This window comes from Pseudoduganella sp. RAF53_2 (genome assembly GCF_052113985.1).
Lineage (GTDB): Bacteria > Pseudomonadota > Gammaproteobacteria > Burkholderiales > Burkholderiaceae_D > Rugamonas.
This window is the reverse complement of sequence record NZ_JBFRDW010000019.1, coordinates 1-20,739: the sequence shown is the minus strand read 5'-3', so window position 1 is coordinate 20,739 and position 20,739 is coordinate 1. Positions and strand designations below refer to the sequence as shown.

The 20,739-nt window shown below is 62.5% G+C and carries 22 protein-coding genes; 13 read left to right on the top strand and 9 right to left on the bottom strand.

Features of this window, described 5'->3' with window-relative positions; genetic code table 11:
* Window positions 1–164: 164 nt before the first annotated feature.
* Window positions 165–1,127 (bottom strand): LysR family transcriptional regulator, encoded by a 963-nt coding sequence (locus AB4Z11_RS02355; protein WP_442022545.1) that lies wholly within the window; start codon window positions 1,125–1,127, stop codon window positions 165–167.
* 74 nt (window positions 1,128–1,201) lie between these two features.
* Between AB4Z11_RS02355 and AB4Z11_RS02350 the strand changes: the two genes are divergently transcribed.
* On the top strand, window positions 1,202–2,086 hold the full coding sequence (locus AB4Z11_RS02350) for a DMT family transporter (RefSeq protein WP_442022543.1): 885 nt from the start codon (window positions 1,202–1,204) through the stop codon (window positions 2,084–2,086).
* An 8-nt stretch (window positions 2,087–2,094) separates the two neighbouring features.
* A complete protein-coding gene (locus AB4Z11_RS02345; protein ID WP_442022541.1) occupies window positions 2,095–2,406 on the top strand; it encodes an NIPSNAP family protein in 312 nt (103 codons plus the stop codon).
* Here AB4Z11_RS02345 and AB4Z11_RS02340 read toward each other — a convergent pair.
* Both AB4Z11_RS02340 and AB4Z11_RS02335 read right to left on the bottom strand, forming a co-directional pair.
* Window positions 2,393–2,827, bottom strand: coding sequence for a nuclear transport factor 2 family protein (locus AB4Z11_RS02340; RefSeq protein WP_442022539.1), 435 nt, complete (start codon window positions 2,825–2,827; stop codon window positions 2,393–2,395). The two genes, AB4Z11_RS02345 and AB4Z11_RS02340, sit on opposite strands and share 14 nt — an antisense overlap.
* An 18-nt stretch (window positions 2,828–2,845) precedes the next feature.
* Window positions 2,846–4,867 carry an oxidoreductase gene (locus AB4Z11_RS02335; RefSeq protein ID WP_442022537.1) on the bottom strand — a complete coding sequence of 674 codons (2,022 nt, stop codon included), beginning with the start codon at window positions 4,865–4,867 and terminating at the stop codon, window positions 2,846–2,848.
* 161 nt (window positions 4,868–5,028) lie between these two features.
* On the opposite strand from AB4Z11_RS02335, the gene AB4Z11_RS02330 reads away from it, so the two are divergent.
* Window positions 5,029–5,559, top strand: coding sequence for a PadR family transcriptional regulator (locus AB4Z11_RS02330; RefSeq protein WP_442022535.1), 531 nt, complete (start codon window positions 5,029–5,031; stop codon window positions 5,557–5,559).
* Here the strand turns inward: AB4Z11_RS02330 and AB4Z11_RS02325 are convergent.
* Window positions 5,537–6,454, bottom strand: a complete 918-nt coding sequence (locus tag AB4Z11_RS02325) for a LysR family transcriptional regulator (protein WP_442022533.1) — start codon at window positions 6,452–6,454, stop codon at window positions 5,537–5,539. The two genes, AB4Z11_RS02330 and AB4Z11_RS02325, sit on opposite strands and share 23 nt — an antisense overlap.
* 106 nt (window positions 6,455–6,560) lie before the next feature.
* Here AB4Z11_RS02325 and AB4Z11_RS02320 point away from each other — a divergent pair, with 106 nt between their 5' ends.
* Entirely contained in the window at window positions 6,561–7,622 is a 1,062-nt protein-coding gene (locus AB4Z11_RS02320; RefSeq protein ID WP_442022531.1) for an aldo/keto reductase, read from the top strand.
* Here AB4Z11_RS02320 and AB4Z11_RS02315 read toward each other — a convergent pair.
* The 3 genes from AB4Z11_RS02315 to AB4Z11_RS02305 are packed head-to-tail and all read right to left on the bottom strand — an operon-like array spanning window position 7,600 to window position 10,819.
* A complete protein-coding gene (locus AB4Z11_RS02315) occupies window positions 7,600–8,382 on the bottom strand; it encodes a ChbG/HpnK family deacetylase (protein WP_442022529.1) in 783 nt (260 codons plus the stop codon). The genes AB4Z11_RS02320 and AB4Z11_RS02315 overlap by 23 nt on opposite strands.
* Complete coding sequence (locus tag AB4Z11_RS02310; RefSeq protein WP_442022527.1) at window positions 8,379–9,392, bottom strand: glycosyltransferase family 2 protein; 1,014 nt, start codon at window positions 9,390–9,392, stop codon at window positions 8,379–8,381. Before AB4Z11_RS02310 ends, AB4Z11_RS02315 begins: the two co-directional genes overlap by 4 nt.
* Window positions 9,389–10,819 (bottom strand): ArnT family glycosyltransferase, encoded by a 1,431-nt coding sequence (locus AB4Z11_RS02305; protein WP_442022525.1) that lies wholly within the window; start codon window positions 10,817–10,819, stop codon window positions 9,389–9,391. The genes AB4Z11_RS02310 and AB4Z11_RS02305 overlap by 4 nt, the downstream gene beginning before the upstream one ends.
* Window positions 10,820–10,928: 109 nt before the next feature.
* On the opposite strand from AB4Z11_RS02305, the gene AB4Z11_RS02300 reads away from it, so the two are divergent.
* From AB4Z11_RS02300 to AB4Z11_RS02265, 8 genes are all read left to right on the top strand, one after another.
* Complete coding sequence (locus AB4Z11_RS02300) at window positions 10,929–11,591, top strand: response regulator (RefSeq protein ID WP_442022523.1); 663 nt, start codon at window positions 10,929–10,931, stop codon at window positions 11,589–11,591.
* Window positions 11,588–12,892 (top strand): ATP-binding protein, encoded by a 1,305-nt coding sequence (locus tag AB4Z11_RS02295; RefSeq protein WP_442022521.1) that lies wholly within the window; start codon window positions 11,588–11,590, stop codon window positions 12,890–12,892. Before AB4Z11_RS02300 ends, AB4Z11_RS02295 begins: the two co-directional genes overlap by 4 nt.
* Before the next feature lie 109 nt (window positions 12,893–13,001).
* Window positions 13,002–13,394 (top strand): cupin domain-containing protein, encoded by a 393-nt coding sequence (locus AB4Z11_RS02290; RefSeq protein ID WP_442022519.1) that lies wholly within the window; start codon window positions 13,002–13,004, stop codon window positions 13,392–13,394.
* 39 nt (window positions 13,395–13,433) lie between these two features.
* Window positions 13,434–13,940: a peptide-methionine (S)-S-oxide reductase MsrA gene (gene msrA, locus AB4Z11_RS02285; RefSeq protein ID WP_442022517.1), complete on the top strand. Its 507-nt coding sequence runs from the start codon at window positions 13,434–13,436 to the stop codon at window positions 13,938–13,940.
* A 69-nt stretch (window positions 13,941–14,009) separates the two neighbouring features.
* The gene (locus tag AB4Z11_RS02280) at window positions 14,010–15,386 is read left to right on the top strand and encodes a glycoside hydrolase family 28 protein (protein WP_442022515.1); all 1,377 of its coding nucleotides are present in this window, start codon (window positions 14,010–14,012) and stop codon (window positions 15,384–15,386) included.
* A gap of 87 nt (window positions 15,387–15,473) precedes the next feature.
* Window positions 15,474–16,457, top strand: coding sequence for an aldo/keto reductase (locus AB4Z11_RS02275; RefSeq protein ID WP_442022513.1), 984 nt, complete (start codon window positions 15,474–15,476; stop codon window positions 16,455–16,457).
* Between the two features lie 18 nt (window positions 16,458–16,475).
* Window positions 16,476–17,369 carry a LysR family transcriptional regulator gene (locus tag AB4Z11_RS02270; protein WP_442022511.1) on the top strand — a complete coding sequence of 298 codons (894 nt, stop codon included), beginning with the start codon at window positions 16,476–16,478 and terminating at the stop codon, window positions 17,367–17,369.
* Window positions 17,370–17,435: 66 nt separating this feature from the next.
* The gene (locus tag AB4Z11_RS02265) at window positions 17,436–18,779 is read left to right on the top strand and encodes a chloride channel protein (protein WP_442022509.1); all 1,344 of its coding nucleotides are present in this window, start codon (window positions 17,436–17,438) and stop codon (window positions 18,777–18,779) included.
* Here AB4Z11_RS02265 and AB4Z11_RS02260 read toward each other — a convergent pair.
* Window positions 18,754–19,254 (bottom strand): MarR family winged helix-turn-helix transcriptional regulator, encoded by a 501-nt coding sequence (locus AB4Z11_RS02260; RefSeq protein ID WP_442022507.1) that lies wholly within the window; start codon window positions 19,252–19,254, stop codon window positions 18,754–18,756. The two genes, AB4Z11_RS02265 and AB4Z11_RS02260, sit on opposite strands and share 26 nt — an antisense overlap.
* A gap of 32 nt (window positions 19,255–19,286) precedes the next feature.
* Window positions 19,287–20,252 carry a GlxA family transcriptional regulator gene (locus AB4Z11_RS02255; RefSeq protein WP_442022505.1) on the bottom strand — a complete coding sequence of 322 codons (966 nt, stop codon included), beginning with the start codon at window positions 20,250–20,252 and terminating at the stop codon, window positions 19,287–19,289.
* Window positions 20,253–20,362: 110 nt separating this feature from the next.
* Between AB4Z11_RS02255 and AB4Z11_RS02250 the strand changes: the two genes are divergently transcribed.
* Window positions 20,363–20,650 carry a hypothetical protein gene (locus AB4Z11_RS02250; RefSeq protein WP_442022503.1) on the top strand — a complete coding sequence of 96 codons (288 nt, stop codon included), beginning with the start codon at window positions 20,363–20,365 and terminating at the stop codon, window positions 20,648–20,650.
* Window positions 20,651–20,739: the final 89 nt, after the last annotated feature.

The window sequence follows — 20,739 nt, the reverse complement described above, 5'->3', positions numbered from 1 at the left end:
ACGCATTCCTACCAGCTGGTGTGGATCGCAGCCGTGGCTGTGGGCCTGGCTGCGGCCGCGCTGCACTGGCCTATCGATGACCGCGCGGTGGCACGGCTGCAACCAGCGTAGGAGCGCGTATGAACCGCTGTGAACAACTGGTCCTGTTATGCACAGCCGCTGCGTTAAGCGTACTCAGTGGCTGGGCCTTTGCTGCGATGCTGGAGCCGGGCACCGTCCTCGCGTTTGCCAGCCTGTTCACGCTGTGCTGAGCGGCAGACTTCGCGCGCAATCTCGACGAAAGCCTTGGTGGCAGGCGACGCCTGCGCCAGATTGCGCAAGCCCAGTCCCACGCGGCGGCGGATCGGCGGATCGAAAGGCCGCACCGCAACGCCGGGATGGGTGCGCGCCAGATCCAGTGGCAGCGCCAGCTCGGCGATGCCCGAGAAGCCAGCCTCCCGCTCGACCATGCCCAGCACCGTCAGCACTTGCGTCATGCGGTAGCGCACCAGCGGGCATAAACCCTCGGCAGCAAAGGCTGATTCGACGCGCGCCGCGCAGCTTTCTTCGGGCATGATGAAAGGCACTGGCAGCAGCTCGCGCACCGTGACCGATTTTTTCTCCGCCAGCGGATGCGCCACCGGCAGCAAGGCCATCATCTGGTCCTCAATCAGTTCGATGGTGTCGAAACGATCGTCGGGCAGCGTGACGAAGCCGACATCCACACGGCGGTCCTGAATCGCCTGCAGCGTGTCCGCGTCCGTGCCTTCATCGATGCGCACTTCGATGCCGGGATAGCGGCGGTGGTAAACATCCAGAATGATGGGCAGCAGGCGCAGCGAGGAAGTCGGGCCGAAGGAGCCGATGCGCAGCAGGCCTTTATTCAGACCACTGGCGGCCGACACTTCCTGGCGCATGGCTTCCGCCAGTCCCAGGATTTCGCGGGCACGCACCAGCAGGCGCTGGCCCAGCTCCGTCACCTCTATTACCGACTGGTTACGCGTGATGAGCTGCGCGCCGAGTTCCTGCTCCAGCGACTTGATGGCGTGCGACACAGCCGACTGGCTGACGCCCAGTCTCAGCGCGGCTGAGGTAAAGCCGCGCAGTTCCGCGACCAGGGCGAATATTTCGAGCTGGGTGAAGGTCATGAGCTTTTCCTCATTTTTCTATGAGTACGGATAAGCATTAATGTATAAGCTCCTCATCCCAACTGCAAGCAAAAATGAACTCCAAAGCCATTTACGCCAAGCTTGTCCTGACCACCTTCATCTGGGGTGGCACTTTTATCGCGGGGCGCATTGCCTCGCACGCACTGCCGCCCATGACGGCCGCCTCGCTTCGATTCGCCATCGCCTCGGTACTGCTGCTGGTGCTGGCCTGGAAGCGCGAGGGCGGACTGCCCAAGCTGTCCGGCCAGCAGATGGGCGCCACGGCGGCCCTCGGCCTGACCGGCATCTTCCTCTACAACTTCTGCTTCTTCACGGCGCTCAGCCATATGCCTGCCGGCCGTTCCGCGCTGTTCGTAGCGCTGAACCCCATCGTGACCGCGCTGGCCGCCGCCGTCGTGCTGCGTGAGCGGCTGACGGGCCTGAAATGGGCCGGCATCGCTGTCGCCTTCGTCGGCGCATCCATCGTCATCACGCGCGGCGAGCCGCTGCAAGCCTTCCACGACATCAGCCAGTCGCTGGGCGTGGGCGAATTGTTCATGCTGACCGCCGCCTCCAGCTGGGCCGCTTACACCCTGGTCGGACGCCACGCGCTAAAAGGCCTGACGCCGCTGGCGGCCACCACGTACGCCGCCTTGTGGGGCCTGGCCTTCCTGCTGATCGGCGCCTCGCGCGAATTCGGTTCGATCGACTGGAGCGTGGTGGACTGGAAGGTGTGGGTATCGGTCGCTTACCTGGGCGCGTTCGGCACCGTAATCGGCTTCGTGTGGTGGTATGAAGGCGTGAAAGCCATCGGCCCATCGCGCACCGCGGTATTCAACAACCTGGTTCCCGTTTTCGGCATCACGCTGGCCGCGCTCATGCTCGGCGAGCAGGTGCTGGCTTCCATGGTCACAGGCGGGCTGCTGGTCGCAGCCGGCGTGACCCTCACCAACCGATAGGAGTTTGCATGGTTACCTGCTATTTGCGCTACGTTCTCGATCCCGCCAAACTGAAGGAGTTCGAGCACTACGGCAAGCTGTGGATTTCGCTGGTGGAGCGCTTCGGCGGCCAGCACCACGGTTATTTCATGCCGTCCGAAGGCCACAGCAATATCGCTTTGGCGCTGTTCACCTTCCCCAGCCTGGCGGAGTACGAAGTCTATCGCCAGAAAGCGGCGGACGATGAGAACTGCAAAGCCGCCATGYGCTACTACGAAGAGACGCGCTGCTTCCTGAGCTACGAACGGAGCTTCTTCCGCCCCGTGTTCAACGGGCTTTAAATGCAGGCAGGTGCTCGCCGACACGGGCGGCCATGGCAGCGCCAAGCGCTTGCAGGCCGCTCATCGGCCGCACCATCACTTCGAAGTCGACGATCTGGCCTGCTTCGTTGAAGCGGATGAAGTCGATGCCCTTGAGCTGGCGGTCACCAATGTGGGCGCTGAACTCAAGCACCACGTTCAGGCCGTCGTCGCTGGCCAGTTGCCGATGGTACTGGAAGTCTTCGAATACCTGGATCACGTTACTGAGCACCATGATCAAGGCCGCCGCGCTCGCATAGGGCGTGTTGGCCATGGGGGAGCGCAGTACGGCGTCCGCATGGACAATCTCCGGCAGGCGCGCCAGGTCGCGGCTCGCGACCATGGTGTGCCACAGATCCAGAGAGCGGGCGGCGGCGGGATGCAGCTTGGCGATGTGCGACATGGCTCCTCCTGTTGAAAATCAGATTTCGGCGGCCAGGCGGGTGCCTTGGTTGATGGCGCGTTTCGCATCCAGTTCGGCGGCCACGTCGGCGCCGCCGATCAGGTGCACTCGGCAGCCGGCGTCCAGCAGGCCTTGCTGCAGCTCGCGCAGCGGCTCCTGGCCCGCACAGATGATGACATTATCCACCGGCAGGACCTGCTTCTGATCGCCTACCGTCACGTGCAGGCCGGCGTCATCGATGCGGTCGTAGTTCACGCCGGCGAACATGCCGACGCGGCGCGCTTTCAGGCCAGTGCGGTGAATCCAGCCGGTGGTCTTGCCCAGTCCATCGCCTACTTTGCTGGTCTTACGCTGCAGCAGATAAACCTTGCGCGGCGGGGTTTCCACGTCCGGCTGGCGCAGGCCGCCGCGCTCGGCGTAGTGGGTGTCGATGCCCCATTCGGCATAGAACTTTTCAGGATTCAGGGCGCCGCTCTCGCCTTCATGCGTCAGGTATTCGCTGACGTCGAAGCCGATGCCGCCGGCGCCGATCACGGCCACGCTCTTGCCGACCGCCTTTCCATCGCGCAGAACGTCCAGGTAGCCCAGGGCTTTCGGATGGTCGATGCCGTCGATGTCCGGCTTGCGCGGCGTAACACCGGTGGCCAGCACGACTTCATCGAAATCACCCTTGGCCAGCATGTCCACGTTGGCGCGCGTGTTCAGGCGCAGCTCGACGCCTTTCAGCTCGATCTGGCGGCGGAAGTAGCGCAGGGTTTCGTAGAACTCTTCCTTACCGGGCACTTTCTTGGCGACGTTGAACTGGCCACCGATTTCGGAGGCGGAATCGAACAGCACCACTTCGTGTCCGCGCTCGGCGGCGGTGGTGGCAAAGCTCAAACCCGCAGGACCGGCGCCGACCACGGCGATACGCTTCTTCGCTTCCGCCGGTTCGATCACCAGTTCGGTTTCGTGGCAGGCGCGCGGATTCACCAGGCAGGAGGTCAGCTTGCCGCCGAAAGTGTGGTCCAGGCAGGCCTGGTTGCAGCCGATGCAGGTATTGATTTCATCAGCGCGGCCTTCGCGCGCTTTCCGCATGAAGAAAGGGTCGGCCAGGAAGGGACGCGCCATCGACACCATATCGCTGGCGCCTTCCGCCAGCACGCCTTCCGCCACTTCCGGCGTGTTGATACGGTTGGTGGCAACCAGCGGGATGCCGACCTTGCCCATCAGCTGCTTCGTCACCCAGGCGTAGCCCGCGCGCGGCACCTTGGTGGCGATAGTCGGGATGCGCGCTTCATGCCAGCCGATGCCGGTGTTGATGATGGTCGCGCCGGCTTGCTCAACGGCCTGCGCCAGCTGCACCACTTCGTCCAGCGTGGAGCCGCCCTCCACCAGATCCAGCATGGACAGGCGGTAGATGATGATGAAATTGGTGCCCACGCGCTCGCGCACGCGGCGCACGATCTCCACCGGGAAGCGGATGCGGTTCTGGTAGCTGCCGCCCCATTCGTCGTCGCGGTGATTGGTGCGGGCGGCGATGAATTCGTTGATCAGATACCCCTCGGAGCCCATGATCTCGACGCCGTCATAGCCGGCGGACTGCGCCAGCGCCGCGCAGTTCACGAAGTCCTGTATGGTCTGCTCGACTTCTTCGGCGCTCAGTTCATGCGGCGTGTAGCGGTTGATCGGCGCCTGCACGGCGCTCGGCGCCACCAGGTTGTCGTGATAGGCGTAGCGGCCGAAGTGCAGGATCTGCATGGCGATCTTGCCGCCCGCTTCGTGCACGGCGTCGGTCACGATGCGGTGCTTGGCCGCTTCCTTTTCCGTGGTCAGCTTGGCGCCTGCGCCCCAGGGACGGCCCGCCTCGTTGGGCGAAATGCCGCCAGTGACCATCAGGCCCACTTCACCGCGCGCACGCTCGGCGTAAAAGGCGGCCATGCGCTCGAAACCGTTCGGCATTTCTTCCAGGCCGACGTGCATGGAGCCCATCAGGACGCGGTTTTTCAGAGTAGTGAAGCCCAGGTCGAGCGGGGCGAGCAGGTGAGGGTAGGCGGTCATTGGAGTCCTTGTGTATGCAATGGTCATGCATTCTTTGTGCAACTGGTTGCATAAATATACGACCGTTCGTTTGTCTTTGCAACTGGTTGCATAAAGACGACAAACTTGTCTGATGACCGCTGCTGGGGCAAGATGTAGTTCTTTTTTCAAAGTTTCCCGCCATGTCCCTGCCTCACGCGCTGCTGACTTCCCTGTCCGAACGAGCGGGCTCCGGTTCCGAGCTGGCGCGGCGATTCGACAAGTCCATCGGCTATTTCTGGGCGGCGACGCATCAGCAGATTTACCGGGAACTGGCGCGGCTGGAGGAAGCGGGCTGGATCGAGTCCCTGCCCGCCGAGACGGGCCGCGGCCGCAAACGAGCGTACCGCATCCTGCCGGCCGGCGTGGAAGAGCTGAAGCGCTGGGTGACCGAGGCGGAAGATCCCCGCCCTCTGCGTGACGCGCTGATGGTGCGCATTCGCGCCGAAGCGGCGGTTGGGCCGGCGGGTCTACAGGCCGAGATGGAACGCCACCTCGCGATCCACGAAGCCCGCCTGGCGCTGTACCGCAGCTTCGAGGAACGCGATTTCGCCTCGGCCACGGATTCGCGCGTGCGCCGCCTCAACTATCTGCTGCTGAAAGGCGGCATTGCGCAGGAAGAGCTGGCGGTCCAGATGGCGCGCGACGCCATCAGGATTCTGCGCGAGGATTAGGGCGCAAGCGCGCGGTGCCGAAATCGATGAAGCGCCGCAGCTTGGGCGGCAACTGGCGGCGGCCGGGATAGTAGATGTAAATGCCGGGATAGCTCGGGCAATAAGCCTGCAGCACGCGCACCAGGCGGCCTGCGGCGACGTGCTCGCTGACGGCCATATCGAAGGTATAGGCCAGGCCCAGGCCATCGAGCGCCGCCTCCATCATCATCAGCGAATCGTTGCAAGCGAAGGGGCCACGCACGGAATGTTCAACGGGCTGGCCATGCTCCACAAACTCCCATCTGAAAAACTGGCCGCTACTGGCAATGCGAAAGCGGATGCAATCGTGTTCGCGCAGGTCGGCCAGGGTGGCGGGCGCTTTGCGGCGGGCAAAATAGGCGGGCGAACCCACTACCGCTACCTGCATCGGCGGACCGAAGGGCACGGCAACCATGTCCTTCTCCACGCTGTCGCCGAGCCGGAAACCGGCATCAAAACCTTCGGCCACGATATCGGTGAAGCCGTCGTCGATATGCATCTCGACTTCAATTTCCGGATGCGCCGCCAGGAAATCAGGCAGCAGGCCGCGCAGCAGCGAGGCGGCAACCACGCGGCTTGTGTTCAGCCGCAGCAGGCCGGAGGGACGATCGCGGAAGTGGGCCAACGATTCACTGGCATCCAGCAAATCCGCCACCGCCGGCCCGACACGTTCCAAGTAGGCGGCGCCCGCTTCCGTCAGCGACACGCTGCGCGTCGTGCGGTTGAACAGCCGCACGCCCATGCGCTCCTCCAGCGCGCGCACGGCCTGGCTCAAAGCGGCGGGTGACAGCTCCAGTTCCTGCCCGGCGGCAGTGAAACCCCGATGTTTGGCGACGGTAACGAAGGCCAGCAGGCCATCCAGCTGGGTCAGGCGCATGGATTATGAAGAATTTGTTTAAGAGTTATTGGTTTTATACCGCTTTTTCCGCGCAATAGCTCCGCCTAAGATGACTCCATCGACAATCCACTCAACGGAGATCAGCATGAACGACTACACCACCCTCGGCCAATCCGGCCTGCGCGTTTCCCGCCTGGCACTGGGCGCCATGACTTTCGGCACCGACTGGGGCTGGGGCGCCGACAAGGCCACCGCGCGCCGCATGTTCGACACTTACACCACGGCTGGCGGCAATATCATCGACACGGCCGATATGTACACCAATGGCGAGTCCGAACGCTGGGTGGGCGAATTTGTGCGCGACAGCGGGCTGCGCGACCGCATGGTGATCGCCACCAAATTCGGTTTCAGCGCCGATCCCTCCAACCCGAACGCCGGCGGCAATGGCCGCAAGAACATCCTGCGCGCCGTGGAAGGCTCGCTGCAGCGTCTGGGCACCGATTACATCGATCTGTACTTGCTGCACGCCTGGGACATGGTCACGCCCGCCGAAGAAGTGATGCGCACGATGGATGATCTGGTCCGCCAGGGCAAGGTGCGCCACATCGGCTTCTCCAACGTGCCGGCCTGGTATGCCAGCCGCGCCCAGACGATGGCCGAACTGCGCGGCTATGAGCGTCCCACCGCGCTGCAACTCGAATATTCGCTGATCGAGCGCAGCATCGAGCGCGAGTTCACCACGCTGGGCATGCAGCACGGCATGGGCGTGATGGCGTGGAGCCCGCTGTCCAGCGGCCTGTTGTCCGGCAAATACCGCCCGTCGGATATGGGCCAGTTCGGGGAGGGTCGCTTGCAGACTGTGCAGGGCAGCGGCAATCCGGTCTTCGATCGCTTTAATGAACGCAATTTCGCCATCGTGGCGGAGCTGGAAAACGTGTCACGCGAGCTGGGACGCAGCATGTCGCAGGTGGCCGTGAACTGGGTGGCGAACCGTCCCGGCGTAGCGACCGTGCTGGTTGGCGCCACCAAGCAGGCGCAGTTGGAAGACAATCTGGGCGCGCTCGAATTCGAGCTGCCCGCGGAACTGCGCGCCCGGCTGGACGCAGCAAGCGCCACGACTGCGCCCTATCCCTACAACTTTTTCGAATCGAGCTTGCAGGCGATGGTGCACGGTGCGAACACGGTCAGGCGCGCGACCACGGCCTAGGCTGAACCTTGAACTCGGCCAGCATATCGATGAATTGCGGGCTGCCGAGGAAGAGGAATTCGCGCAGCCGGAAGGGTTCCAGGCTGCGGGCGGCCGATGCCGGGTGGCACATGGCCAGCGCACCGGAGACTTTCTGCGATGAGAGCCAGCCACGCCAGTATTTCGGCAAGTCGGCATTGCTGGACAGGTCGTACACGCCGAAGAAATCGGCATTGCAGTGATGTCCCCCGCGCTGCGCCAGACGCTGCACGGCGGAAGCGCCCAGCGCAGCAATGATGGCCGCCTTGCCGCCACGCCAGCGCATCGGCGACGTATTGCGGATGCAGATACGCTTACCCGGCGCCGCTTCCGCCAGCACTTCGAACAAGGCATCGCGGATCACGGGGAACTGGTGCACATGTTCGTGACCGTCCACGAAATCGGGCAGCGCACCGGTGAGGTCGCAGTAGCGGTGAAACTGATAGCGCACCGCTTCGCGTGTGATCAGCGGATCGAGGCGGCCCCCCCAGGCTTCGACAATCGTCGCCGCAACCGTGCGCTTGCTGTGCTGCTGACGGTGCGCCATCTCGCTGGTGAAGTCCAGATGCAGGCCCAGGCTGGCGCCGTATTTGCGCATATGAGTCAGCGCATTGCGGTCGGGACTGCCCAGCGCCATCACGCTCGCTGCGGTCACGATGCCTTGCGATACCAGGGCCGCTACGCCGTCATCGACGGCCGGGTGCATGCCGACATCGTCGGCGTTGATAATGATGCTCTTCAACGGGCGGCTTTCATCACCGGCTCCGACTGTCCCAGGCGGCTATGGTCGGTGCATTCATCCAGCACGTACAAGGGACGTTGCTTGGCTTCTTCAAACAGGCGGCCCAGGTACTCCGCGATCACGCCAAGACAGAGCAGCTGAATGCCGGACAACAGCATGATGCCCGAAGCCAGCGTCGCCCAGCCGGAAACCGGATTGCCGACGATGAGCGTCTCCACCATGATGTACACACCGTAGCTTAGGGCGCCCAGCGAAATCAGCGCGCCCACGCCGGACACGAAGCGCAAGGGCTTCATCGAGAAGGAGGTAACGCCCAGCGACGCCAGTTCGACCAGGCGGCGCAGAGGGAACTTGGTGYTGCCCGCCATACGCTCCTGCACTTCAAACGGCACCAGGCGCGAACGGAAGCCCAGCCAGGCGTACAGGCCTTTCATGAAGCGCGCGCGTTCCGGCAGTTGCAGCAGGGCGTTCACCACACGGCGGTCCATCAGGCGGAAGTCGCCGGCACTTGGCGGAATCTCAAAACGTTCGCCGCTTTGCATGAAGCGGTAGAAGCTGCGCTTGGCCCAGGCCAGCCAGCGCGGTTCGTGGGCGCGCGATTCCGGCACCGGCACGACCATATCGTCGCCTTCGCGCCAGTAGGAAATCAGCAGAGGGATCATCGTCACGGGATGCTGGCCATCGCCGTCCATGCAGATCACGGCATCGCCACGCGCCGCGGTCAGACCTGCGGTCAGCGCGGCTTCCTTGCCGAAGTTGCGGGACAGCCGCAGTAGCTGCACATTGCTGTACACGCGGTTGCGTTCGAAGGCAGCAACGACTTCATCGAGATTATCGGTACCGCCATCGTTGACGATCACGATCTCCCAATCCATATCGGTCTGGGCCAGCGTGTCAGCCAGCTGCGGCAGYAGCTTGGACAGCGACTCTGCTTCGTTCAATACGGGCAGCACGACCGAAATCGAATGGCGCGAGCCCCGCTTGAGGGAGATTGATCTGGTAGGCATCATTTTTCCTCCACCAGTGAGCGGCGCGAGTTGGCAAACAGCACCTGCGCGCCATGTACATCGCCGTTATCGACAACCACATATCCCTTGTGTTGGCCAACGCCGCTGACGTGCTGCAACTTGCCGCGCGTGTAAAACGCCGACGAGAAGGCCGGGTTTCCTGCGTATTGCAGCATGGTTCCAGCTGGGGCCAGTTTGTAGAATTCCTGCACCAGCGCGCGATCCGAATTGCGGCCGATCTGCTTGACGACCAGCGGCGTCGCCACCGCAACCAGCAGCGCAAAGATGAACAGACCCGCAGCCGTGCGGCGCTGTGCCTGCGCGGAGCTGTTCTCGATATGCTGGGCCACCAGCACCGCAAACGATGGCAAGGCCGTCAACGCATAGGTCCAGATGATATTGCGGCTGAACGTGAAGAACACAAGTGGCACCAGGGTCGCGCACCACAGGAAGCAGCTCAGCGGGTCCAGTGCAACACGGCGGCGCAGCACAGCCGTGACACGTGGGAAAAAGACATACATCCATGGCAGGGCAGCGCCAATCCAGAACACCCAGATGGCGCCAAAAGGCTGGCGATGTGCAAAGCCGTAGCGGTCGCCCGTCCAGCCGGGCACCAGGAAGCGCGAGAAGTGCTCGCCCACGATGAAGTAATTCACAAAGCCGGGATATGCGCGTTCAGCGGCGATATACCACGGCAGGAAGATCGCGCAGGCGAGCGCCACACCGGCCCAGTCCCATACCTGGCGCAGCATCTGCATGGCGCGGCGCTGCAGCAGGGCGTAAACAATCATTGGCATGCCGATCAGTGCCCAGGTAGCAAGGCCTTTTGAGAGCGCACCCAGTCCGATCAAGGCCCAGAAACCCAGGCGCCAGCTGCTGCCTTGCTTGCGCGTGGTGTCGAGCGCGCGCCATGCACAGTATTGCGCCGCCCAGATGATGGTCATTTGCGCGGAGTCTGTCATGACAGCGCCGGCACTGACGAAGAACAGCGGCGAGGCAAACAGCACCGGCACCACCAGCCAGCGCTGGCGCACGCCAAGCGCGGATGCGAACAGTGCACTGATCCACAGCGCCGGCAGGGCAGCGAGGAAGTCCGGCAGGCGCGCCGCGAATTCATTTACGCCAAACAGTTTCATCGACGCAGCGCTGATCCAGGTGGACAACGGCGGCTTGGCGAAGAAGGGCGTTTGCGCATCCATATGCGGCATCAGCCAATAGCCATTCATGGCGGTCTGGCGCGCCAGTTCGCCGTAGCGGGCTTCGGTGGTATCGGCAAGCGGCGCTGCGATCATCAGCGCGAAGCGGGCCAGCAACAGCACGGCAACGGCCAGCACCATCCAGGTACGCCAGTTGCGAACGGCTGAAGGAAGAACAGGCGTAGCGGCTTGCACTGGCTTATTCAGCAGGGCAGCTTGTTGATCGATTTGCATAGCCTTTCCGTTTTCCATCTGCGACGGTGTTACCGTATCAAACATTTGGTTAAGACTGCGTTAACCGGCTGCTGGCTATAATGGCCGGACCTAATTAGAAGAGGTTACTGTGCGATTGTTACTGGTTGAAGACGATCCGATGATCGGCGACAGTATCGAGGGCGGGCTGCTTGCAGAGAACTATGCAGTGGACTGGGCGCGCGATGGCGCGAGTGCCGAGCTGGCGTTGTCAACTCAGGCTTACGACCTCGTGCTGCTGGATCTCGGCCTGCCCCGCAAGCAGGGTATGGATGTGTTGCGCAGTTTGCGTACGCGCGGCATGGATGTGCCGGTGCTGGTGGTAACGGCGCGCGACAGCACGGCTGCGCGCGTGGAAGGCCTTGATGCGGGCGCCGATGATTACCTCATCAAGCCATTCGATCTCGATGAGCTGCTGGCGCGCATTCGCGCCCTGCTGCGGCGCCGCGTATCGCGCACGTCGTCCATCATCAATCACGGCCGTCTGACGCTGAACCTTGCCACGCACGAAGCGGCTTTTGACGGCGCGCCGGTGACCTTGTCCGCACGTGAATTCGCCGTGTTGCGCGCACTGCTCGACGAACCGGGCACCGTGGTCAGCAAGAGCAAGCTGGAAGAAAAGCTGTACGGCTGGAATGCGGAAGTGGAGAGCAACACCATCGACGTCTACGTGCACCACTTGCGCAAGAAATTCGACCAGGGCTTGATTCAGACCGTGCGCGGTGTGGGCTACAAAGTCGGCCCGGCCGAATGAGGACCATCCGCAAACAGCTGCTGGTTGGCCTGCTGTGCGGCACGCTGGTCACCGCCATCGGCGCCGGCTTTGTGCTGTACCGCTCCCTGCAAATCGAAACCGGCGAGCTGGCCGATCTGCAATTGCGCCAGCTGGTCAGCGCACTGCCGGATGAATTCGCGGCGAACGCCGCCCTGCCTGCGCCGGAAGATCCCGAAGAGGAATTCATCCTGCAGGTATGGGACCTGAAAGGCACGCTGCTGTTTGCCTCGCGCCCGCATCCGCCCACCCAGCGCTACGACCTGAACGGTTTCTCGACGCGCAGTGTGAGGGGCGCAGAGTGGCGCGTGTACGGCGAGCTGCATCACAACCTGTATGTGCAGGCCAGCCAGCCGATCGCGATTCGCAATGCCATGGCGGCGCATATCGTGCTGCGCACCGGGCTTCCCCTGATCGCCTTCGTCGGCGTGCTGGTGGTACTGGTGCTGATCGTGATCCGACGCGCCATGGGGCCACTGGATCGCCTGGCGCGCGCAGTGGAAGACCGTTCGCCCAGCACACTCGATCCCTTGAGCCGCGAAGGCTGGCCGGCCGAACTGGCGCCCGTTGTGCAGGCGCTGAATGTGCTGCTGGAGCGCTTCGACGAAACCCTGGCTGCACAGCGCACCTTCGTGGCTGATGCGGCCCACGAACTGCGCTCGCCGCTGACGGCGTTGAAACTTCAGCTGCAACTGGCYGAACGTGCGTCGACCCCGGAAGCGCGCGCACATGCGATGGCCAAGCTGCATGAACGCCTCGATCGCAGCACGCACCTGATGCAGCAGCTGCTCAGTATGGCGCGCTTTGAAGCGGGCCACAGCGCCGCGCAACTGCAGCAAGTGGAGCTGGGCGATCTGCTGCGCGGGGTGGTATCCGATTACGCGACGATTGCCGACAGCCGCGGCATCGACCTCGGCGCCGTCGCACCAACGCCAGTGCATGTGCAGGCCGATCCGGATGGCTTGCGCGTCCTGCTCAACAACCTTGTGGACAACGCCATGCGTTATACACAGGCCGGCGGACGCGTCGACGTGATCGCAGAGCTGGAAAAAGGCTGGCCGGTACTGCGCGTGCGCGACAACGGCCCCGGCGTCGCGCCGGAACACCGCGAGCGCCTGTTCGACCGCTTCTACCGGCCGGAGGGTAATACCGTTTGGGGCGCGGGCCTGGGCCTCTCCATCGTCCGCAATATCGCCCACAACCACGGGGCAAACGTCACGCTCGGCGAAGGCGCCGATGGCCGCGGCCTATGCGTCACGGTGACGTTCGGCGAACCGCTTTAGCGCTTTGTAGAATTTTGTGTACGGAGTCGAGCCATACACATTGCGACACACATCAATTGCAGGGCAAGCGTATAAATCCATTCATTGAACTTTTCAAAGGATGGATACCATGAAGACCGCTCACAAACTGATCGCCGCTGCCCTGCTGGGCGTTGCGGGCCTGACAAGTGCCCAGCAGATGGCTGGCCTCACCCGCACTGAAGTCCTGCGCCACGAGCATAGTGTGCCAGGCACCGAGGTAATTCAGGTGCGCGTGGACTTCCCCGCTCATTCGACTGCGCCGGCGCACTCGCATCCGGGCGAAGAAATTGCTTATGTCCTGGAAGGCACCATGGAATACGCGCTGGAAGGCCGCGAGCCGGTCGTGCTGAAGACCGGCGATGCCGTCTACATTCCGGCCGGCGTGAACCACTCCGTGCGCGTGCTGGGCGAGGGCAAGGCGTCCGAACTGGCGACGTATATCGTGAAAAAAGATCAACCTCTGGTCAAGCTTGCCAAATAAGCCGATTGGCCCCATCTTGAGAGCCTAGGAGGAATTCAAATGACGACACGAACCGAAACCGCCATTCTTGCCGGCGGATGCTTCTGGGGCGTACAGCAGCTGCTGCGCCGCCAACCCGGGGTGATTTCCACGCGCGTGGGCTATACGGGTGGCGATGTGCCTAACGCGACTTACCGCAACCACGGTACGCATGCCGAGGGCATCGAGGTGATCTTTGATCCCGACAAGATCAGCTATCGCCAGATCCTGGAGTTCTTCTTCCAGATCCACGACCCGAGCACGGCTAACCGCCAGGGCAACGATATCGGCACCAGCTACCGCTCCGCGATTTTCTATGGCAGCGACGAGCAGAAGCGCGTGGCGGAAGACACCATCGCCGACGTGAACGCCTCCGGCCTGTGGCCGGGCAAGGTGGTGACGGAAGTCGCGCCTGCGGGACCGTTCTGGGAAGCAGAACCTGAGCATCAGGACTACCTGGAGCGCATCCCGAACGGCTACACCTGCCACTGGGTACGTCCGGACTGGAAGCTGCCGAAGCGCGCCTGATTGGCTCAACATGGTGAGCGATTGCGCTCACCGTGTTTTCGTCCGCGCCCGCTGCATTAGTATGGCCGGATGAATGCTCCGAATCTCTCGCGGCGAACCGTGATGTTCGCCGGTTTTGCCGTTCCCTTGCTTGCTGCCTGCGCCGGTTTGGCGCCGGCGCCGCGGCAGCGCTTTGTGCGCGTCGATGCACCGTTCGACATGCCGTCGATCGCCGTGCCGGATTTCTCGGGCAGTCCGCAATTTCTCATCACCGATTTCGGCGCCGTGCCCGATGATCAGCGCAAGAACAGCGCCGCCATCGAACAGGCCATCGCTGCCGCGCATGCTGCGGGATCTGGCACCGTTGTTGTTCCGGCCGGAGTGTGGCTGACGGGGAAGGTACACCTCAAGAGCAATGTGAACCGGCATCTCGCAAAGGGCGCGACGCTGCTGTTCTCCTCCGATCCGGCCGATTATCTGCCCGCCGTGCTCTCGTCATGGGAGGGACTGGAGTGCTACAACTATTCGCCCCTGGTCTATGCCTACGACTGCGAAAACGTCGCGATTACCGGCGAAGGCAAGCTGCAGGCGAAGCTGGATGTGTGGAAGGTCTGGTACGCGCGTCCCAAGCCGCATATGGATGCGCTGATCGCGCTGTATCACCAGGCCGCGAAAGGCGTTCCGGTCAGCGAGCGGCAGATGACTGAGGGACAGGCGAATCTGCGCCCGCAGTTCGTGCAGTTCAACCGCTGCCGCAATGTACTGATCGAAGACATCAGCATCGAAGACAGCCCGTTCTGGGTGCTGCATCCCTTCCTGTGCCGCGACGTGGTGATACGCCGCGTGAAGATCAAGGCAAATGGCCACAATAACGACGGCGTCGATCCTGAGATGTCGCAGAATGTGCTGATCGAAGATTGCGTATTCGACCAGGGCGACGATGCAATTTCGGTGAAATCGGGACGCGACCAGGATGCATGGCGGCTGGGCGTCCCGTCCAAAAATATCGTGATGCGCAACTGCCGTGTGAAGAATGGCCACCAGCTGATGGCCATCGGCAGCGAACTATCGGCCGGTATCGAAAATGTGTTTGTGGATAACTGCCACTTTGATCACAACGGTTCCGCCGTGCGCAGCACCATCAACAACCTGCTGTTCGTGAAAACCAACGAGCGGCGCGGTGGCTATGTGCGCAATATTCACATGTCGAACGTCAGCGCGACCAGCATTGCAGGCGGCGTGCTGTGCGTGGACACCGATGTTCTCTACCAGTGGCGCACGCTGGTGCCGACCTACGAACGGCGCCTGACGCCAATTGAGGGCCTGCATGTCAGCAATGTGATTGTCGGCGAGGCGGCTTTCGTGAGCGAGATCAAAGACGAGCCAACGCTGCCGGTAAAGGATGTCACGCTGCACGAAGTTATCGTTCGCAATGTGCGCGGCAAGACTTCGGCCACAATTAATTAGCTGGCCTTATAAGCTCATCCAGATTTACCCATCTAATCAAATTAATCTCCCGCAGCTAAAGTGCAGCCATCGCAAAGGAGATTGATTATGCAAACACGACAACTTGGGAAAAGCGGGCTGGAAGTTTCGGCTCTTGGTTTCGGCTGCATGGGCTTGAGCTATGCCTACGGTGTGCCGATGGGACGCGGCGACGCCGTCAAACTGATTCAAGCGGCGTTTGAGCGCGGCGTGAATTTCTTCGACAGCGCCGAGGCTTATGGTCCCTTCGTCAACGAGGAAGTGCTGGGCGAGGCGGTGGCGCCGTTCCGCGATGAGGTGGTGCTGGCGACCAAGTTTGGCTTCGCCAACGGTATTCCCACCTCCGGCCTGGACAGCCGCCCCGAAAACATCCGCGACGTGGCGGAAGCCGCGTTGAAACGGATGAAGACGGATCGCATCGATCTGTTCTACCAGCATCGCGTCGACCCGAATGTGCCGATCGAAGATGTAGCGGGCACGGTGAAGGACCTGATCAAGGAAGGCAAGGTAAAGCACTTCGGCATGAGCGAAGCAGGCGCCGATGCAATCCGCCGCGCGCACGCCGTGCAGCCACTGGCGGCACTGCAAAGCGAATATTCGCTGTGGTGGCGCGATCCGGAGCAGGGCATCTTGCAGCTGCTGGAAGAACTGGGCATCGGCTTCGTACCATTCAGCCCGCTGGGCAAAGGCTTCCTGACCGGCACCATCGATGAGAACACGCAGTTCACCGACRACGACTGGCGCAACAAGGTGCCACGCTTCGATCCGGATGCGCGCAAGGCCAACCGCGCGCTGGTTGACGTGCTGGCGCCCATCGCGGCGGGCAAGGGCGTGACACCGGCGCAGATTGCACTGGCCTGGCTGCTGGCGCAGAAGCCGTGGATTGTGCCGATTCCAGGCACCACCAAGCTGTATCGCCTGGAAGAGAACAATGCGGCGGCAGACGTTGTGCTAAGCGCCGGCGATCTGCGCGATATCGAAAGCGCCGTCTCCAGCGTCAAGGTGACGGGCGACCGTTATGCGGCCCAGTTCATGAAAATGGTGAACCGATAAGCGCTGTCATAATGCCGCATGCGTGAAAACTTCAATGACATCTTCGCCTTCCTGATCGTTGCGCGTGAAGGCAGCTTTACCAAGGCTGCCGCGCAACTGGGCGTGTCGCAGTCTGCGTTAAGCCAGACGGTGCGCGCGCTGGAGACGCGCCTCGGCGTGCGCCTGCTGTCGCGTACCACGCGCAGCGTGACGCCTACCGTGGCAGGCGAGCGTTTGCTGAGCAAGCTGGGTCCGCGTTTTCATGAAATTGAATCGGAGCTTGCCGGCTTGTCGGTCCTGCGCGACAAGCCGGCGGGTACGATTCGTATTTCCTCTTCTTTTCATGCTGCCGAAGCCGTGATCTGGCCCAGGCTGACGGGCTTTCTGCACGAGTACCCGGACATTGTGGTGGAAGTGAATGTGGAGCACCGCCTGATCGATATTGTGGCGGAACGCTTTGATGCCGGCGTGCGCCTGGGAGATCAGGTGGCCAAGGATATGGTGGCTGTGCGCATCAGCCCCGATCACCGCTTTACCGTTGTCGGCGCGCCGTCGTATTTTGAAGGACGCCCACACCCGCTCACTCCAAAAGATCTGACGCAGCACCGCTGCATCAACCTTCGCTACCCCACGCATGGCGGCATGATGCCCTGGGAATTCGAGAAGGACGGCCAGGCCTTGACGGTGCAGGTCGAGGGACCGTGCATATTCAACCTGAGCCCCATGATCCTGCAAGCGGCACTGGCCGGACATGGCCTGGCTTATCTGCCCGAATCCGTCGTGCGGGAAGACCTCGCCGCTGGACGCCTGGTGCGCGTGCTGGACGACTGGCTCCCGCCATCTCCCGGCTACCACCTTTACTACCCCAGCCACCGCCTGGCGTCGCCCGCCTTCGCGCTTTTCGTGGAGGCGATGCGATACCGGCAGCCCTGAAAATACATTTGTCCAAATGTACCTTTATAATGGAAGCCCCTCAGCCGCCAGGTTTTAAGCTTTCACATGAAACGACATCGCCACGACATCCGCTCTGCATTCAAGCGGGAATTCGGCACACCTGAGTTGTGGCGTTCGCGGGCAGTCGTCATCGGCGCGGCGGCGGCGGCCGGACTCGTCGTGGTCGGTTTTACGCGTCTTGCCGAAATCGCATTTGAACTCTTCACCCGCTTTGTGGCCTGGAGCTGGTGGCTGACGCTGCTCTGGATGCCGCTGGTGTGCGCCGCCATCGTCTGGGCCACCAGACGCTATGCGCAAGGCGCCGCGGGTTCCGGCATTCCGCAGGTGATGGTGGCGCTCGACCCGGCACTACCGCAAGGCGAACGCGGACGATTTGTTTCACTTCGTCTGAGCCTGTCCAAAATCCTGCTGACTGCGACCGGACTGCTTGCCGGCTTGTCGCTGGGGCGGGAAGGGCCTTCGGTGCAGATCGCGGCCGGCGTGATGCTGGCGGCTCGCCGCTTCCTGCCCAGCCAATCGGTGATCAACTCACGCGGCCTGCTGATTGCTGGTGGTTCTGCCGGTATCGCCGCGGCGTTCAATACGCCGCTGGCGGGTGTCATGTTTGCCATCGAGGAGCTGGCGAGAACGCCGGAACAACGCAGCAGCGGCTTGATTGTGGCCGGCATTGTGCTGGCGGGCCTGATTGCGGTTTCCATCGGGGGCAATGCCACCTACTTTGGCGTGATTCATCCCGGCCCGATCGGCATGGACTTGCTTTGGCCGGGATTCCTGACCACCCTGGTGGCAGGCATAGCGGGCGGCCTGTTCGCGCGCCTTCTGCTGACGTCACTCCGCGGCGGTACGCGGGATTTTGCCAGCCACCTGCGTGGCCGTTTTCCCATCCGTTTCGCTGCGGTCTGCGGCCTTGCCGTGGCAGTCATCGGCATCGTCAGCCATGGCGCCATATTTGGCAGCAGTTACGGATCGACGCGCGCTCTGCTGGACGGCTCGCATGCCGTGGCAGCGGACTTCGGCGCGCTGAAGTTTCTGGCTACCTGGCTGACGGTGTGGTCAGGTGCACCGGCCGGCATCTTTGCGCCTTCGCTGGCGATCGGCGCCGGCTTGGGCAGCAACGTCGCGGCGCTGACGCATTATCCCTTCGCCCCGGCGCTGATTGCCCTGGGCATGGTCGGCTTCCTCGCCGCGGCGACCCAGGCGCCGCTGACTTCCTTCATCATCGTGATGGAGATGGTGGATGGCCACGCAATGGTACTAAGCCTGATGGCGTGTGCAGTGGTTGCCGGCACAATTTCGCGCGTGCTCAGTCCCCCTTTGTATGGCGCACTGGCCCAGTTGCAACTGGACGCCGTGCAAACCAAGGCTACAACTCCGCCAGCGGCGTCTTAGCGCTTGTATCGTCGCCGCCCAGCGCAGCGAGGAGAATGGCAAGATCCTGTTCCAGCCGTTCCAGCAAGGCCGGGTCCAGCTGCTCAAGCGTCGCAGGCAGCACGCCTTTGAACGGCGCGGGAGCGCCGCCAAGGACTTCGCGTCCTTGCCCGGTAATCTCCAGCTGCGTAGCGCGGCGATCTTCGGTGCGCCTGACGACGGTGACCAGCTGGCGTTCAACCAGGGTGCGAACAAGATTGCTGGCGGTCGACTGGTGGATGTCCAGCGCCTTCGATAAATCCGTCACGCCCATCGCGTCGCTGGCGGCGATCTCGCTGAGCGCCCACAACTGCGCGCCACCAATGCCCGCATCGCGCTCGATCTGGCTGAAATGCGTCCGCACTGCATTGAATATCATGCGGAATTGCCGCAGTACGCGCACTGGCGCATCCGGGTCTTTCGGCTTGTGAGAGGGGCTTGTTTGGCGTTTGGTCATTCGGCCATCATAGCGGAAAGCGCTTGCCGCGGTTAGCGAAGGTCGGCGCGCAGATCGCGCACGCCGCGTCCCAGGCGTTGCCGGAGAAGCTTGCGCAAGGTGGCGCCGTCGTCGTAGCCAACTTCCGCTGCGATGGCTTCCAGCCCCATGCCACTGCCGTGAAGCAGCGATTGCGCGTGTTCGACGCGCAGGTCCTGGAAGTAGGCCAGCGGCGATTTGCCGAGCACCTCCTGGCAACGCCGTTGCAGCGTGCGCGGACTAACTGCCAGCGCTCCGGCAGCCTCCTGCAGCGAGAAGCCGGTCTTCAGATTATCCCGCGCCCATCGTTCGAAACGCTGAATCAGCGGGTCAGCCTGCGCCAGATGATTGGGAATGATGTAGGCAGCTTGCGAGGAACGTATGTCCGCCAGCAGGTAGCGCGACACCAGAATGGCCAGCTCCGGACTGGCGCGGCGCACCAGCCATAGCGCGAGATCAAGGTGGCCCATGGCCGCGCCGGCCGTTACGCCAACATCGGTCGGTACCAGCATGCGGGTTTCGTCGAGCAGCACATTCGGATAGCGCTGGCGGAACAGGGGGCTGAGCCACCAGGTGGTCGTCGCAGGCCGGCCGTCGAGCAAGCCAGTCTCCGCGAGCACAAAACTGCCGATGCAGGAAGCGGCGATACGCGCGCCCTCGGCATGCCAGGCCAGCAGCTGCTCCCTGGCTTTCCTGACTTCCGGCCGCGCCAGCGCGGGCAGCAGTTCCTCGGGCGTGCTGGTGGTCAGCGCTGGGACGATGATCCAGTCCGGCTTCAAGTCCGCCGAAATCGGCTTCACCGGAATTGGCAGTCCCTGCGCCGAATGCACCTTCTTTCGCACACCGACGATGGACAGGTCGAAATATGGCGTTCCGCCCAGTTGCCGGGCGGAGAACTTGTTGGCGAGTGAGAGCGTATCGAGGATGGCTGTGAAACCGGTATCGAACAAACCGTCCAGGGCGAGGATGGAAATGCGCATGGCGTAAATGACCCTAAAGATGTCATTTACGACTATACCGGGTTCTTCATGCCGAGGCTACAGTGATCACCGTTGCGCTTCGCAATGAACACTGATCAAAGGAGATTCACATGAAAGTATTAGCCGTTGCATCGATCGACAAACCGCTCTCGCCGGAACAAAAGCAGCAAATCATGCCAACCGAAGTGCCGGCCACGCTGCAGCTCTACCTGGGCGGCAAAATCGAACAGTTCTGGTTCCGCCTCGATAAGCCTGGCGTGATTTTCCTGATGAATGTGGACTCCATCCAGGAAGCCGAGGAAACCATCGGCGCCCTGCCACTCACCGCTCATGGCTACGCCAAGTATGAGTTCATGCACGTCGGCCCGCTGGCGCCTCTGGGTCTGCTGATTCAATAATCGGGAAGGCGGCCCCTCATGAAACTCTCTTCAGAACTCTATATTCTGGCGCTGGTCGCCGTGGCGACATTGCTGATGTGGATACCCTA